Source organism: Roseovarius sp. MBR-79 (assembly GCF_053628555.1).
Map to the genome: position 1 here is coordinate 1 of NZ_JBRJGP010000018.1, position 14,660 is coordinate 14,660.

Annotated in this window: 11 protein-coding genes; 7 read left to right on the plus strand and 4 right to left on the minus strand. The window is 61.8% G+C overall.

Annotated elements, in window-relative coordinates; genetic code table 11:
* From ACSSV8_RS16060 to ACSSV8_RS16070, 3 genes are all read right to left on the minus strand, one after another.
* A partial coding sequence (locus ACSSV8_RS16060) for a phospholipase D family protein (RefSeq protein WP_454283125.1) occupies window positions 1-818 on the minus strand: 818 nt, incomplete at its 3' end.
* Between the two features lie 107 nt (window positions 819-925).
* Complete coding sequence (locus ACSSV8_RS16065) at window positions 926-1,876, minus strand: hypothetical protein (protein ID WP_454283126.1); 951 nt, start codon at window positions 1,874-1,876, stop codon at window positions 926-928.
* The gene (locus ACSSV8_RS16070) at window positions 1,836-3,077 is read right to left on the minus strand and encodes a hypothetical protein (RefSeq protein WP_454283127.1); all 1,242 of its coding nucleotides are present in this window, start codon (window positions 3,075-3,077) and stop codon (window positions 1,836-1,838) included. Before ACSSV8_RS16070 ends, ACSSV8_RS16065 begins: the two co-directional genes overlap by 41 nt.
* Before the next feature lie 337 nt (window positions 3,078-3,414).
* Here ACSSV8_RS16070 and ACSSV8_RS16075 point away from each other — a divergent pair, with 337 nt between their 5' ends.
* The 3 genes from ACSSV8_RS16075 (at window position 3,415) to ACSSV8_RS16085 (ending at window position 5,593) form a co-directional block, all read left to right on the plus strand.
* Window positions 3,415-3,870, plus strand: coding sequence for a DUF2924 domain-containing protein (locus ACSSV8_RS16075; RefSeq protein ID WP_454283128.1), 456 nt, complete (start codon window positions 3,415-3,417; stop codon window positions 3,868-3,870).
* On the plus strand, window positions 3,867-5,192 hold the full coding sequence (locus tag ACSSV8_RS16080; RefSeq protein WP_454283129.1) for a recombinase family protein: 1,326 nt from the start codon (window positions 3,867-3,869) through the stop codon (window positions 5,190-5,192). The genes ACSSV8_RS16075 and ACSSV8_RS16080 overlap by 4 nt, the downstream gene beginning before the upstream one ends.
* 83 nt (window positions 5,193-5,275) lie before the next feature.
* Entirely contained in the window at window positions 5,276-5,593 is a 318-nt protein-coding gene (locus ACSSV8_RS16085; RefSeq protein WP_454283130.1) for a hypothetical protein, read from the plus strand.
* Between the two features lie 24 nt (window positions 5,594-5,617).
* Here ACSSV8_RS16085 and ACSSV8_RS16090 read toward each other — a convergent pair whose 3' ends face one another.
* On the minus strand, window positions 5,618-6,589 hold the full coding sequence (locus ACSSV8_RS16090) for a hypothetical protein (RefSeq protein WP_454283131.1): 972 nt from the start codon (window positions 6,587-6,589) through the stop codon (window positions 5,618-5,620).
* Window positions 6,590-6,708: 119 nt separating this feature from the next.
* On the opposite strand from ACSSV8_RS16090, the gene ACSSV8_RS16095 reads away from it, so the two are divergent.
* Genes ACSSV8_RS16095 through ACSSV8_RS16110 form a run of 4 tightly spaced genes read left to right on the plus strand, consistent with a single transcriptional unit; the run spans window position 6,709 to window position 14,428 of the window.
* Window positions 6,709-9,966, plus strand: a complete 3,258-nt coding sequence (locus tag ACSSV8_RS16095; RefSeq protein WP_454283132.1) for a site-specific DNA-methyltransferase — start codon at window positions 6,709-6,711, stop codon at window positions 9,964-9,966.
* A gap of 2 nt (window positions 9,967-9,968) precedes the next feature.
* Window positions 9,969-11,159 carry an AAA family ATPase gene (locus ACSSV8_RS16100; protein WP_454283133.1) on the plus strand — a complete coding sequence of 397 codons (1,191 nt, stop codon included), beginning with the start codon at window positions 9,969-9,971 and terminating at the stop codon, window positions 11,157-11,159.
* A gap of 8 nt (window positions 11,160-11,167) precedes the next feature.
* Window positions 11,168-11,629, plus strand: coding sequence for a hypothetical protein (locus ACSSV8_RS16105; RefSeq protein ID WP_454283134.1), 462 nt, complete (start codon window positions 11,168-11,170; stop codon window positions 11,627-11,629).
* Between the two features lie 3 nt (window positions 11,630-11,632).
* Entirely contained in the window at window positions 11,633-14,428 is a 2,796-nt protein-coding gene (locus tag ACSSV8_RS16110; protein ID WP_454283135.1) for a BPTD_3080 family restriction endonuclease, read from the plus strand.
* Window positions 14,429-14,660: the final 232 nt, after the last annotated feature.

Consider the following 14,660-nt stretch of genomic DNA (forward strand, 5'->3'; position numbering starts at 1 on the left):
AACATGGGCATCGGCGGCATCACCCCCGCTATGAAACTGAAAATGGCCGCGTGAACTCTACGGACGAACCCCGTTAAAAAGGGGGGGATTACCCCTGCGATTGCTTTCCTTTGCGGCGTTGTTAGGTCGTGGAACGAAGGCACGGCAGATAGCCAACCCTGCGCAGTTCGGAGCAGGTCCAGACTTTCTTCAACGTCGTGGTGAGCGGACCCTCGCACGGAGCGGACATACTGATCCCAATCCATATCGACCAAGGGGGACGATAGGCTCTTCACGCTTGCAGGCGGCACACCTGCCAGCGGATCGCGAGGCGGACCTGGCCTCCTTGCGGCGAGTTTGCATCCGAGCCGGTATCTCGACGCCAATTCTTTTGTTACGCGCTCGCCGATTGAGGCACTTCGCGCGGCGAAGGAAAGGGTGTCAGCAAGCATCTTGTCACTGACGGAACCCATAACCAAGACGCAGGCCTCATGGTTCTTGCCAAGCCCGCCGCGAGTGAAGTTAGCGCTCCCGATGATAGCAGCAGCCCGTTTCCCAGAACGGAACGCGTAGACCTTTGGGTGGAACGTCCCACCAGGAAATTTCGTAACAACGTAGCATCCGTCGACCCCGATGAGAGAGTCGACAAGGTCTGGATCGGTCTGAGCGAACGCGAGACCGAATGTCACTGCTCTGATTTTTGCGGAATTGGATAGCAGTTTTCGAGCCAGGGAGGTGGATGTGCCCCAGGCGACCGCCCAATGAAGCTCGTCATATCCGGCCACGAGGCCCTCGATGGCATTCTCTACGTCGGTCCCCGTCAGAAATTCGATTTCCAATTCAATTATCCCCTCACGCGACTTGCAGGTCATCAGTTTATCGAAGCATAGCAGGCGCGGGTCAGCCCACAACTCGTGGCGAAGGGAGAGAGACCCAAGCGCCCCTATCAGCCGTCGACCACGATCTCCGTTGCCGGGACGCCGAGCCGGTAGCCCCGGTTGCGCACGGTCATGATCAGGGTCTTGCTCTCGGCATCGGTGAACCCGGCAGCCTTGAACGCGTCGCGCAGCTCGCGGATCAGATCCTTGGCCTCGCGCGCAGTCGTGCCTTCGACATGGGATCCGGAGGCAACCTGATCGCGCGACAACGCCTTCTCGAGCAGGCGCTCGAACACGGGGAAGATCTGACGCGACAGAATGACGGAGCGACCGGTCCATTGAACCTCGGCCGTCGCCCTCCGAACACGAAGCACGGGCGCCAGAGGGACCGGCGCAAGAGCCGCGATGTCGATCGTGGCCCCGAGGCCATTTGTGGCGGGCGTCAGCACCTCGAGGATTTCGATGAGATGAAAGCCCGCATCCTGGTGTCGCCGGGCAATCTCCGCTGGCAACTGCGGCGCGAGGATCGTGACGTCCGAGCCCTGCGCCGCCTGGCGCAACGATGCGATGATGCCGTCGCCGGTCATGGCTGCAGGCTCCAGCGAAAGAAACACCGCCCGACCCGATGGCGTATCGCCGAGCCGCCAGACGTTCTCGGCGGCGCGTTTCGGGGCTGAAGCGAACCCTGCCGCGGCGGCGATTACAGATGCCAGGCCCTCAGCGCCGATGCGGAACACGCGCACATCATCTTCGGTGAGTTCGATGTCCTGTCGATGATCGAACGGACACTCGGCCCGAAACGCATCGCCGGTTTTCCGGATCGGCCGACAGGGGAGCCCGCATTCGCAGGCATCGCAGACTTCCCAATCGGCCAGCGGCACTTGTTCGACGAGGACACGTTTAGCAAGCAGCCGGTCGAAGACCTGACCGAAGAACGGCGCGGCAAGGTCACCGGGCAGGATCGCGTCTTCGCCAGCCTCACTCAGCCGCGTCAACAACCTCAAAATCGTCTCGGTCATTCATCAGCCCGTTCCGTTCGATCAGCTTCATCACCCGCGCCTCATGCTGGGTGCGGCGGAACTGCACGACGCCCGGGGGCCGCAGCTTGACCGTGACCTGCGGCTGGCGCTTGCCGTCGCCTTTGAACAGGATCCGGAACACAAGCTCGCCCAGCTGCCAGGCGCCGCCGAACGACACCGGTGTGCTGGCGAAATGCTGGAGCGCGTCACCGCCGAGATCCCGCGACCGCAGCGTGCGCACCACGCGGGGATACCCCTTCTTGCCGGGCGCCATCAGGTCGGCCGCCGCCTCGATGATCAGCACCTTGTCTATCAGCGGATCGTAGGCGGCATCGAAGGTAAAGCCCGGTCCGGCCAGTTCGACCGGGCGCAGGGTATAGAGGTCCTGCGCGTCGTCACCGTCGAAGAAGCCGGGCCTGTCGAGGATGATCGAGGCGAAGAGTTCCGCGATCTCGGGCTGATGCGCCTTCCTGATGCGGGCCAGCCGCAACATCCCGGTGTTCTCGGAGTATCGCAGCACGGCGTGGGAAATCTGGCGCACGCTGATGACCCGTTCGACCTGGCCCTCGACGACCGGCATGGTCGAAACCATGGAGCCGTGGCTGACCACGAGGTTGATCTCGTCATCGTCGTCGTAGTCGCCCACCCGGCAGTAGTCCCCGAGAAACGCGTCACGGAAGAGCGCGGCAACGGCCGTCCGGAACGCCTCGATCTTCTCCGCCGTCAGATCGATCGCGACGCCACGTTCCCGCCCGGCATATTCATGCAGGCGGTCGGCGGTGAGCATCGCCATGTGATCGGCGGCCGCGTCAAACAGATCGGGATGCTCCAGAAACACCCGGACGGCGATGTGCTTGGGATCATGCGCCTTGTTCGGCGAGTCCTCGTCGCCGGTCTTCATGTCGGGGAACAGATCGACGCCCTGACGGGCAGCCTGCGCCTGGATGATCTCGAGGCCGCGGGCATCGCCCAGTTCCGCGATGCGGTGCAGATCGCCGCGCAGCCCCTCGGGGTAGCTGTCCTCGGCGCCGGTCAGCAGTTTCTCCAGCGCCTCGCGGGCGACATCCTCCTCCTGGTCCAGCAGATCGACGGAGAAGGTCTTGTACTCGCCCGCATGTCGCGCCAGCAGCGGCTTCATCAGGGCGAGATCGATGGTCTTGATGAACCGGGGGTTCACGAACTTCTTCAAATTGCCGGCCACGACGAATCCCCTTTCCTGCAAGACAAGTGTTCTTGTTACGTTCTTTTGATCGATTCTTCAACCTGTGCGGGATCGGTTGGGACGCTTTCCGACATCGACGAGTAGAGGCCAGAGGAGACGACTGCTCCGAGGCCCGCATGAAACGCCCCAATCCGCTCCCGCCCGACCAGATGACGCCCGCAGAGCGCCGTGCCGAATTATGCGGTCTGTTGGCGCTCGGGCTGGTTCGACTACGGATGCGGGATGGGGGCGAAGTATCTGAGGATATTGGAGAACGTTACCTACACTATCCGCCCGACCAATGCCGTCATGCAACTCCAACTCACCGGAGAAATGCATGAACAAGCCCGATCCCATCCCCGCGCGCCTGGCCGCGCTGAAGACTGCGACGACGCCTGAACTCAAGGCGCAGTGGCGCGACCTGTTCGACAGCGAGCCGCCACCGTTCAACCGCCGCTATCTCGAAAGCCGCATCGCCTATCGCATCCAGGAACTCGCCTATGGCGGGCTGAAGCTGGAGACCATTCGGCGTTTGGAGATGCTGGGCGAGGAACTTGACGGCGGAGACAAGAAGAAGCGCGGCATGCGCCTCGACCGCGACCGCCCCATCACTGGCACGCGCCTCCTGCGCGAATGGCAGGGTGTTGAATACATCGTCACGGTCACGGCCGATGGCTTCGAGTGGCAAGGTCGGCCGTACAAGTCGCTGTCGGCCATCGCCCGCGCCATCACCGGCACGCGCTGGAATGGCTGGGTCTTCTTCGGCCTCAAGAACCACAGGGGGCGGACATGACGAAGCCGCCCGAAAAATCGAAGATCGTCCGCAAGCTGCGCTGTGCGGTCTACACCCGGAAATCCTCCGAGGAAGGGCTGGAGCAGGAGTTCAACAGCCTCCACGCTCAACGCGAGGCCTGCGAGGCGTACATCGCCAGCCAGCGGTCCGAGGGTTGGGTGCTCGTCCGCGATCAGTATAACGACGGCGGCATCTCGGGCGGCACCCTGGAACGCCCCGGATTGAAGCGGCTGCTGGAGGATATCGAGGACGGGCTGGTCGACGTGGTGGTCGTCTACAAGATCGACCGCCTAAGCCGCTCGCTGGCCGATTTCGCCAAGCTGGTCGAGGTGTTCGACCGGAACGGCGTGACGTTCGTCTCGGTCACGCAGTCGTTCAACACCACCACGTCGATGGGGCGGCTGACGCTGAACATCCTGCTGTCCTTCGCCCAGTTCGAGCGCGAGGTGACGGCCGAGCGCATCCGCGACAAGGTCGCAGCCAGCCGCAGGAAGGGCATGTGGATGGGCGGCGTCCCGCCCTACGGCTATCGCGTCGAGAACCGGAAGCTGGTCATTGACGAAGAGGCCGCCGCGCATGTGCGTTGGATCTTCGCGCGGTTCCTCGAGATCGGGTCCTGCACTGAACTGGCGCGGGAGGTCGGCAAGCGCGGCCTCCGCACGCCGCGCGGCAACCGGATCGACAAGAAGTACCTCTACCGGATGCTCAGCAACCGCGCCTATATCGGCGAGGCGGTGCACAAGGGTGAGAGCTATCCCGGCGAGCACGAGGCCATAATCGATCGCGAGACGTGGAAGCGCGTCCATGCAATCCTTCAGGAAAGCCCCCGCAAGCGGGCGATGCGCACCCGCGCTGAGACCCCGGCGCTGCTGAAGGGCCTGTTGTACGGACCCGACGGCGCGGCGTTCTCGCCGACCCATACGCGTAAGGGCGACCGGCTGTACCGCTACTATGTCAGCCAGACGGTGCTGAAACACGGCGCCCGGTCCTGCCCAGTCGGCCGCGTACCCGCGGGCGAGATCGAGGCCGCCGTCATCGACCAGCTGCGGGCGGTGTTTCGCCAGCCCGAGATAGCGGCGGGGACGTGGAAAGCAGCACGCGTCCACGTCGACGACGTCACCGAGGCCGACGCCCGGACGGCACTGCAACAGCTTGATCCGCTATGGGACGAGCTATTCCCTGCCGAACAGGCGCGCATCGTGGCGCTGTTGGTCGAGCGCGTGGACATCGGCACGGACGGGCTCAACGTCCGGCTGCGCTTCGACGGGCTCAGCGGTCTGGCCCGCGAGATGCTGGCCGGCGACATCGGAGAAGCTGCATGACCCGCGGGGCTCCGATCCCGGAGACGGTCACGCTCCACGTCCCATTTCGCGTCGTGAAGCGTGGCGGCCGGAAGGAGATGCAGATGCCCGAGGGCGCCACGCAACCGCGGCGGACAGACAACACGCTGGTCAAGGCGTTAGCCCGCGCATTCCGCTGGAAGCGGATGCTGGACTCGGGCGAGTTCGCGTCGATTTCCGAACTGGCTGAGCGAGAGGGCATCGCCTTCACATACATGGCGCGGCTTATGCGCCTCTCTCTGCTGGCCCCGGAAATCTTGGACGCCATCATGGAGGGCCGCCAGCCTGAGAGCGTCACGCTTGCGAACATGATGGATCCTTTCCCGTTGGACTGGAAGGAACAGCGGATACGATTCCTGCAGCCCGGGACGAGTGACATCTAGCGTCTGGCTCAATCACTCCCGCGTTCACGCCCAGATATCGCCGGCTCGGGTCGTGAAGGCCTTCTTCGCGTCGACATCTGCGACAAACTCAGACCACAAATCCTTGCCTAGCTTTCGACGCGCGAAGGCGCCCGCCATTGCGAGAAACGCCTTGAGCACAGCGTGCATGTCTTCCACGTACCCGGAAAGGATCGTTTCGGTGCCGGAGCCGTATGCGAGAAAAAGCGCCTCGCGATAGTTAGCCTTGCCGCGGTAGCGGGCTGCCTGGTGAACGAACCCCATAGGCTTTCGCTCAAGCCTCTGATCCCGCAGCGTCCTTGCAGCTTTCGAGCGAAAGCTGTCGACGCCCAGTTCCTTGAACGCACGCTCGCGTTTCAGATCCTCTTCTGTCTTCCACGCGTACCACTTCGCCGATCCGGACAAATACCCGGCAGCTGCGCCCAGGGCGTCGTTTTTCGTAGAGGGGCGCGTCTGGAGCTTCCCGGCGCTGCCATTCCGCAGTGCATCGACCTCCGCCTTGTAGGTCTTCTCCACGAGACTGCTCACTCTCCAGCTGAACGGCGCCATGGCTAGGCCCCGGCTGGCGATCTGTTCGTCCCACAGCCGCGCAGTCCCAGCATGGTCCTCCTGGAAGGATCCGGATTGCGCGGCGGTCATAGCGCTCGCCGCGTTGGCGACGCCGTAGTACCAGGCCAACACTCCGACCCTCGCGTAGTCCGCAGCCGTCGTTCCGCCTCGGAACTGGTCGAGGGCTGAAAGATGATGAAGCCCCAGGAAGAGTTGCTCGAGAACGGTGTTCTCGACCAGGACACCCATCTTCCGCTTGCCTTCGTTGCCATAGAAGGAAGTCGCGGTACTGAAGTCGATCCCTTCGTCCTCAGCGAGGATCCGCAGGGCATGCATCCAGTTGACCGTCGACGGGAGCGCAAAGTCCGGCGCCGGCTTGCCCTTCGGCTCGTTGATCGTCCCCTGCTTGATGATGCGATCGTACAGCATGAATTCTCGGGCCAAAGAAGAGCGATGTCGGGCGCAAGCGGCGGAATCGGGCGTGCAAAACAAAGACTCGCGCGATAGTCTTCTGGAAAACAAGCCCTTTTCGTGAGTGCCCGTCCCGCATGTCCAACAGCCTGACCGACCTGATCCTTTCCCTTACCCCCGAAGACGGGTCTTCCATCGGCAACGGCGCGATGATGGCGCTGGTGCGTGAGCGTGTGCCGGGCCTGACCGACGATGATTACGCGGCCGCGCGCGACGCCCTGGTGGATGACGGCCTGCTTGCCAAAGGCCGTGGGCGGGGTGGGTCGATCACTCGTGTGGTCGACACCGACGAGAATGAGGATGACGGCGAGGACTCCTCGGACGAGGATGCCGACGACGACGGGTTCGAACTGACGCCGACCGATGAGCCGGCGCCGCGGCAGCGTGCCGCCGCTCGCGGCAAGAAGGCCGCGCGCAAGCCGAACGGCGCCACGCAGGTGCTGAGCTACCGCCATGGTGAGACGCGGGTGAACAACCCCGAGGTGGGCATGGTCCATGCGGGCACCGATCCGGATGGCGACAAGACGGTCTGGGCCTATGACCCGCATCTCGACCCGGTGTTGAACTTCGACAGCGCGCGGGCGGGGATCGAACGGCTGATCGACGATGCTCTGGCCTCCGACGATCCCGAGCGGATGAAGGACGCGCTGCAGGAGCTGAAGCGGCTGCAGGCGCCCTATCTCAACTGGACCGGCAAGGCGGAGCGGACGAGCGTCGAGGTCGATACCGTTTCGCTCCATGTCCACGAACGGGTGGATCCGGCGACGATCCTCGCCAACGCAGCGAAGCGGCTGAAGGGCAAGGACGGGGCGGCGCAGTGGCAGCAGCCGGACCTTTTCGCGGCGCCGTTCGAGAACCTGCCGCTGCGCCAGGCGCTGGATTTCTACCACCACGAAAAGGGCTGGTCGAACCGGCTAGTGGCGGGCGACAGCCTCCTCGTGATGAACTCGCTCCTGACCAAGGAGAGCATGGCTGGCCGCGTCCAGATGATCTACATCGACCCGCCCTACGGGATCAAATACGGGTCGAACTTCCAGCCCTTCACGAACAAGCGCGACGTTAAGGACCGCTCGGACGACGACCTCACCCAGGAACCCGAGATGATCAAGGCGTTCCGGGACACCTGGGAACTCGGCATCCACTCCTACCTCACCTATCTGCGAGACCGGCTGATGCTGGCGCGGGAGTTGCTGACCGAGAGCGGGTCGGTATTCGTGCAGATCTCGGATGAGAACATCCACCAAGTGCGAGCAGTCATAGCTGAAATCCTTGGTGAAAAAAATTTCGTGGCCGAAATACCTTTCAAGACAACGAGTGCGTTTACGAGTGCGACGCTTTCAAGGTCTGCCGATTTCCTGATTTGGTACGCAAAGGATCTTTCCAAGCTCAAATATCGCCAGCTCTACCTTGAAAAAACGATTGCAGATGACCGAGGCGGAAGATTCACGCGCTTGCTGGAGAAAGACGGGCGGCGGCGAGTTCTTACGACTAGCGAGCGAGCTGATCCGACTAGCATTCCAACAGATGCACAAATTTACCGTCACGACAATCTATACTCGCAAGGTCGCGCGTCTGATCCTCAACCCTTCGAGCATCAAGGACTTGAATTCGATCCGTGGGGCCGAAATTCCCATTGGAAATGCCATCATCCGGTGGGTGTCGACCGTCTTGCTAAGGCGGGACGATTGGCGCTGCCTTCATCCGCGTCGATCGCGTACTTGCGCTACTTGGACGATTTTCCGGTTCAGGCCATTTCGAACGTTTGGATGGACACACAGACAGGCGCGTTTACTGACGAAAAGACCTACGTCGTTCAAACGAACCTCAAGGTGATTGAACGCTGCCTCCTGATGACCACCGATCCCGGCGATCTGGTGCTAGATCCCACCTGCGGCTCCGGCACCACCGCCTTCGTGGCCGAGAAATGGGGACGGCGCTGGATCACATGCGACACCAGCCGCGTGGCGATCACGCTGGCCAAGCAGCGGCTGATGACCGCCAGTTTCGATTACTACGCCCTACGCTATCCGCATGAGGGGCTGGGTGGCGGCTTCGATTATGAAACCGTCCCGCACATCACGCTCAAATCCATTGCCAACAACCCCGACATCGACACGATCTACGACGAGGATAACCCGAAGATCGCAGCGGCGCTGGCAGACCTGAACGCCGCGCTGACCGCCAGCCCCCCGAAGCCGCTCAAGCCCGCGCAGGGAGTGCGCAAGGGCAAGCCGGTGGACTTCGCCAAGGGCGACATCCTGCATGAATGGGAGGTGCCCTTCGACTGGCCCGACGACTGGCCCGAGGCCGCCCGCACCGCTTTTGAGGCCTTCCACGCCGCCCGCCAGGCGATGCAGCGCCGTATGGACCAGTCCATCGCCGACCATGCCGAGCAGGAGACGCTCTACGACAAACCGCGCATCGACAAATCCAAGCTGCGCATCTGCGGGCCCTTCTCGGTCGAGGCGGTGCCGGCGCCCACCGTCCTGTCGCTGGACGAGAGCATGCCACCGCAGGAAGCCGACGAAACCGTCGCCCGCTCCGGCGAGACCTCCCGCCAGGCGCTCTGGCGCGACGAACTGCTCAAGACCGGCGTGCGCGGCAAGGGCGGCGCCATGCTCCGCTTCGCCGAGTTCGAGACGCTGCCGGGCCTGAAATACATCCACGCCAGCGGATCGCTGGCCGAGACGGGCGAGCGCGTCGTCGTCAGCTTCGGCCCCGAGCATGCGGCGCTGGAGCAGCGGCAGGTGGAACTGGCCCTGACCGAGGCCGAGACGCTGCGCCCGTCGCCCAAGTTCATCCTGTTCTGCGCCTTCACCTTCGATCCCGAGGCCGCGAAGGACATCGACGAGGTGAACTGGCCGGGGGTCACGCTGCTCAAGGCACAGATGAACACCGACCTGCTGACCGAGGATCTGAAGAAGAAGCGCGCCTCGAACCAGTCATTCTGGCTGATGGGCCAGCCGGACGTGGAGCTGCGCAAGCGCAAGGACGGGCTTTGGGAGGTCGAGGTCAACGGCTTTGACTATTTCGACCCGAAGGCGGGTGACCTCGTGTCCGGCGGCAAGACGCAGATCGCGATGTGGTCGCTGGACGTAGACTACGACAACCGCTCGCTGATGCCGCACCAGGTGTTCTTCCCGATGGCGGATGCGAAGGGCGGCTGGAACCGCCTTCGCAAGACGGTCCGTGCGGAGCTGGACGACGACCTGCTGGAGCAGTTCCACGGCACCGTCTCACTGCCTTTCGAAGCGGGCGAGAACCGGCGCATCGCGGTCAAGATCGTGGACGACCGCGGGATCGAGTCGCTCAAGATCATGCCCTTGGAGTGCTAGCAATGGCTATCAAGAAGAGAAAGAAACGCACAACGATTCGTCTTGAAAATGTTGGCCCGATATCCGATGCCAAATTAGATCTGGGTGACCTCACAGTTCTTGTCGGGCCGCAAGCTAGCGGCAAGAGCGTGTTCTTGCAGACACTGAAGTTAGCAGCAGATCGTAACCATGTACTCGCATTCTTTGAGCAGCAAAACGTTGTGTTCAATGGTGACCAGGCAGCAGTCATCAACGGCTTCTATGGGCGCGGTATGGCAGGGATGTTGGATAACAACCCGTCTGTTACCTGGGAAGGGCAGCGCTACGACCTCAGCGCACTCACGAAGTTTAAGAAACCCAAATCTAGCCAAACTGAAAGCCTTTTTTACATTCCCGCGCAGAGAGTAGTTAGTCTACCTTCAGGTGTTTCTCAGACCTTCGGCAGCTTCAATTTTGGAGACCCGTTTGTTCTGCGCTATTTCGCACACCGAGTACACATCCTGCTGCAAAACGAATTCGGCTCAACGGCTCAGCTATTTCCTGCAAAGGGCCGACTGAATGAAACTCTTAAAGCGCCGATCGCAGAACACTTTTTCGGCGGCGCTCAACTAAAAATTGAGCCTAAGGACTTCACAAAGACGCTCACGCTCGAGATAGAGGGTTTGTCTGAGGGACTTCCATTTTTGGCCTGGTCGGCTGGTCAGCGAGAGTTTGTACCGCTCCTGCTCGGCCTCTATTGGCTTTGCCCTGCAGGGAAGGTTTCGAGGCGCGACAGTATCAAATGGGTCGTCGTAGAAGAGCCCGAAATGGGACTTCATCCTCGAGCAGTTTCGACCTTCTTACTTATGGTTTTGGAGCTGATGAGGCGTGGATACAAAGTTCTGATATCCACTCACTCCACAGTGGTTCTTGATCTCATTTGGGCGCTTCGCCAAATACAGGAATGCGCAGGTACTGAGGCTGACGTTAGAGAGCTTTTCGAGCTTAATTCAAACCCCACAACGAAACAGATCGCCGAGAGCGCGCTGGCCAAGGATTACTCGGTTTATTTCTTTGAGCGAGGTGAACCTGCTCAAGACATTTCATCCTTGGACCCCGGGTCAGAGGACGAAGCGGTCTCGAATTGGGGTGACTTGAACGGTTTCGCAGGCCGCTCGGCAGATGTTGTCGCGAAAGTCGTTTCGAGAGCAAACGCGGCGGCCGCTGAAAAATGACTGTCTTCTTGGATTCGACGGCGGCAGCCGAACTAAATGGAAGACCGGGCAAACAAGCCATCAAAGCTGAGTACCGCGATCAGGTCTTGGTAGGAGGCAGTGCCGGCTTTACTGGAAGTGTCGATCTCGATCTTCATTTTTCAGCTGCCGAACCAAATGCTAATCGGTGGGATTATGGAGTCGGCTTCAGCCATGGGAATGAGTTTGCTTTGTGGGTTGAGCCACATCCTGCGAGCGGCTCAGGGGAGGTTGCTGTTGTTCTTAGGAAGCTAGATTGGCTGAAATCAAAACTTAGATCACCTGGATATGAAGGGTTGGCTGCACTGACAAGGGCTGCAGAAGATAAAGGCGAGATACCCTTTCGCTGGCTGTACAAAGGAAAAACCAGTTTTCGGACTGGTGGCAGAGAAGCCCGTCAGCTTGCCCAAAAGGGTATGAAATTACCCGAACGAAGCATACGGGTTGGTTGAATCATGTCCCTCATAATTAACACGCCATTCGAGTGCCCCGCACAGCATTGGGTCGAGGGCAAGGGCGGCAAGCTGGAGATCAAGCCCGAACGGCGACCGGCGAGCTACGAGGTCTTCGACGCACGCAACAACACCAAGCGCACCGAGGTGCTGGACCTGGTGAACACGATCCGGGCGCGCGTGGATCAGTGGCGCGCGGATGGCTGGCCAGGTGTCACCATCATCACTCGCAAGCTGCTGGACCACTGGCACGACCGCGATGCGCGGCAGTACCCGTTTTATTTCTGCCAGCTCGAGGCCATCGAGACACTGATCTGGTGGGTCGAGGGCGCCGAGGCCTACAAGCAGGGCATCGCGATCCCAGGCGACGGCGGGACGTGGGAGCGGCTGTGCAACAAGATGGCCACGGGCGCGGGCAAGACCACGGTGATGGCGATGATCATCACCTGGCAGGTGCTGAACGCGCTGACCTATCCGAAGCGGAACAAGAATTTCAGCCGCGCGGTGTTCATCGTGGCGCCCGGCCTGACCGTGAAGGAGCGGCTGCAGGTGCTGCTGCCCAGCGAGGGCAGCTACTATGACGAGTTCAACCTGTGCCCGTCCGAGGCCCTGCGCCAGAAGCTGAACCAAGCCGAGGTGCTGATCGAGAACTGGCACACGCTGATGCCGCTGAAGGAAGCGGACCGCTCGGTGGTGAAGAAGGGGCGCGAGTCTGACGAGGCCTTCACGCGGCGCGTGCTGGGCAAGCTGGCGGCGCACAAGGACATCATCGTCATCAACGACGAGGCGCACCACGCCTATCGCAAACCGCCCGAGGTGAAGATCAGCAAGAAGGCGGCAGCCGAACAGGGCATCGACCTCGATGAGGCGACCCGCTGGATCGAGGGGCTGGACCGCATCCACAAGACCCGGCGCATCCAGCGCTGTTTCGACCTCTCGGCCACGCCCTTCGCCCCGACAGGGAAGAAGAGCACCGACACGGCACTGTTCGACTGGATCGTCTCGGATTTCGGGCTGAACGACGCGATCGAGGCCGGGCTGGTAAAGACGCCGCGGGTCGTGGTCCGCGACGATGCCGTCCCGGACGCCAAGACGCTCCGGTCGAAGCTCTACCACATCTACCGCGATCCGTCCGTCTCCGAAGACCTGAACCGGGCGAAGGCCGAGCCGCACGAGGCGCTGCCGAAGCTGGTCCAGGACGCCTACACGCTGCTCGGCGCCGACTGGCGGGAAACCCGGGCGCGTTGGCGGGAGGCCGGGCATCACTCACCGCCCGTCATGCTCACGGTCTGCAATCGTACCGAGACTGCTGCCCGCATCGAGAACTACTTCAACAAGGGCGATGCGCACTGGCCCGAGCTGCACGCGCCAAACCGGACACTTCGCGTCGACTCGAAGGTGCTCGAGAAGGCAGAGATTGGCGAGACCGCCTCATCCGACAAAGATTACGAGGCGCGGCTGAAGGACATCATCGACGCGGCAGACCTTCCTGAAACCCGTCGCCAGCAGTTCCTTGCCCTTAAGAAGGAAGAACTGCTGCGCGAGATCGTGGACAATGTCGGGAAAAGGGGTGCCGCCGGTCAGGACCTTCAGAACGTCATATCGGTGGCGATGCTGTCGGAGGGATGGGACGCCAAGAATGTGACGCACATCATGGGGCTCCGGGCTTTCACGTCCCAGTTGCTCTGCGAACAGGTCGTCGGACGCGGACTGCGTCGGGTGTCCTACGACACTGACGAGAACGGCCTGTTCCTGCCCGAATACGTCAACGTCTTCGGCGTGCCGCTCTCTATCTCGGAGACCGGCGAAGGCGGTGAGGCGCCGCCACCGCCGAAGCCCACCACGCAGATCGAAGTAGTGCCCGACCGCGCGCATCTGGAGCTTCGCTGGCCGAACGTGCTGCGCGTGGAGACGGTCGTCAAACCGGAGCTCGCCATCGACTGGAGCAGGGTCCAGCCCCTCGTGCTCGATCCCGCCAGCACACCGATCAGCGCCGAACTCGCCCCGGCGCTCGGCGGCGCGACGGACATGGGCAAGGTCACCGCGATCGACCTCGAGAAGCTACCGGAGGGCTTCCGTCTTCAGCGCCTCGTATTCCAGGCTGCACGGAAGACATTTGCCGAGCTGAGCCATGGGTTCACCGGCACCCACGAGTATCTGGCGGCGCAGCTGGTCAGGATCGTCGAGGCGTTCCTCAACTCGGACCGTCTCGACATTCCGTCGCTGTTTCACTCCGATCCGCTTCGTCGGCGGATCCTGATCGCGCTCAACATCGATCTCGTGGTCCAGCATGTACTGAGCAACGTGACCGAGCAAAACACGGAACGCCTGACGCCAGTGTTCGACGAGGAGAACCCGATCGGTGCAACCGGGTTGATGCGCACCTGGTACACGACCAAGCCGTGCTTCCCGACGACCAAATCGCACATCAGCCATCTGGTTGGAGATTCTGCCTGGGAGGGCCACGCGGCCAATACCTTCGAGAAGCGCGAGGACGTTCTTGCCTACGCCAAGAACGATCACCTCGGTTTCCAGATTTACTACATGTGGGCGGGCTCCCGGCGGCGATACGTCCCGGATTTCCTGGTCCGTCTCGCTGGCGGCACGATCCTCGCACTCGAGATCAAGGGCACCGACAGTCCTCAGAACAAGGCCAAGAGGGACGCGCTGAACGAATGGGTGAAGGCGATCAACGCAGCAGACGGTTTCGGACGCTGGGCTTGGGATGTCGCGTTCAAGCCGGGCGAGGTGCAGGACATCATCACGAGGCACGCTGCCGTCGCCGAGCCTGCAGAATAGAGCTGGCGTTTCAGCCAAAGCGCGACAGAGTTGTTCGATCCCGGTTCCATCTCGATGGCGCCACTAGCATCGAAGTGTTCAGGTCAGCCTTCGATTTGTTCCCTTATTTTCTGAGGCTTACAGGCTCTACACCAAAATCGGGCAGTCGAGAGGTCCGGAGAATATCGGCCCTGAGAGACCGCTTCCGGGCCTCCTCGCTCAGAGGTCAGTGCTCAGCCCCACCCGCATAACC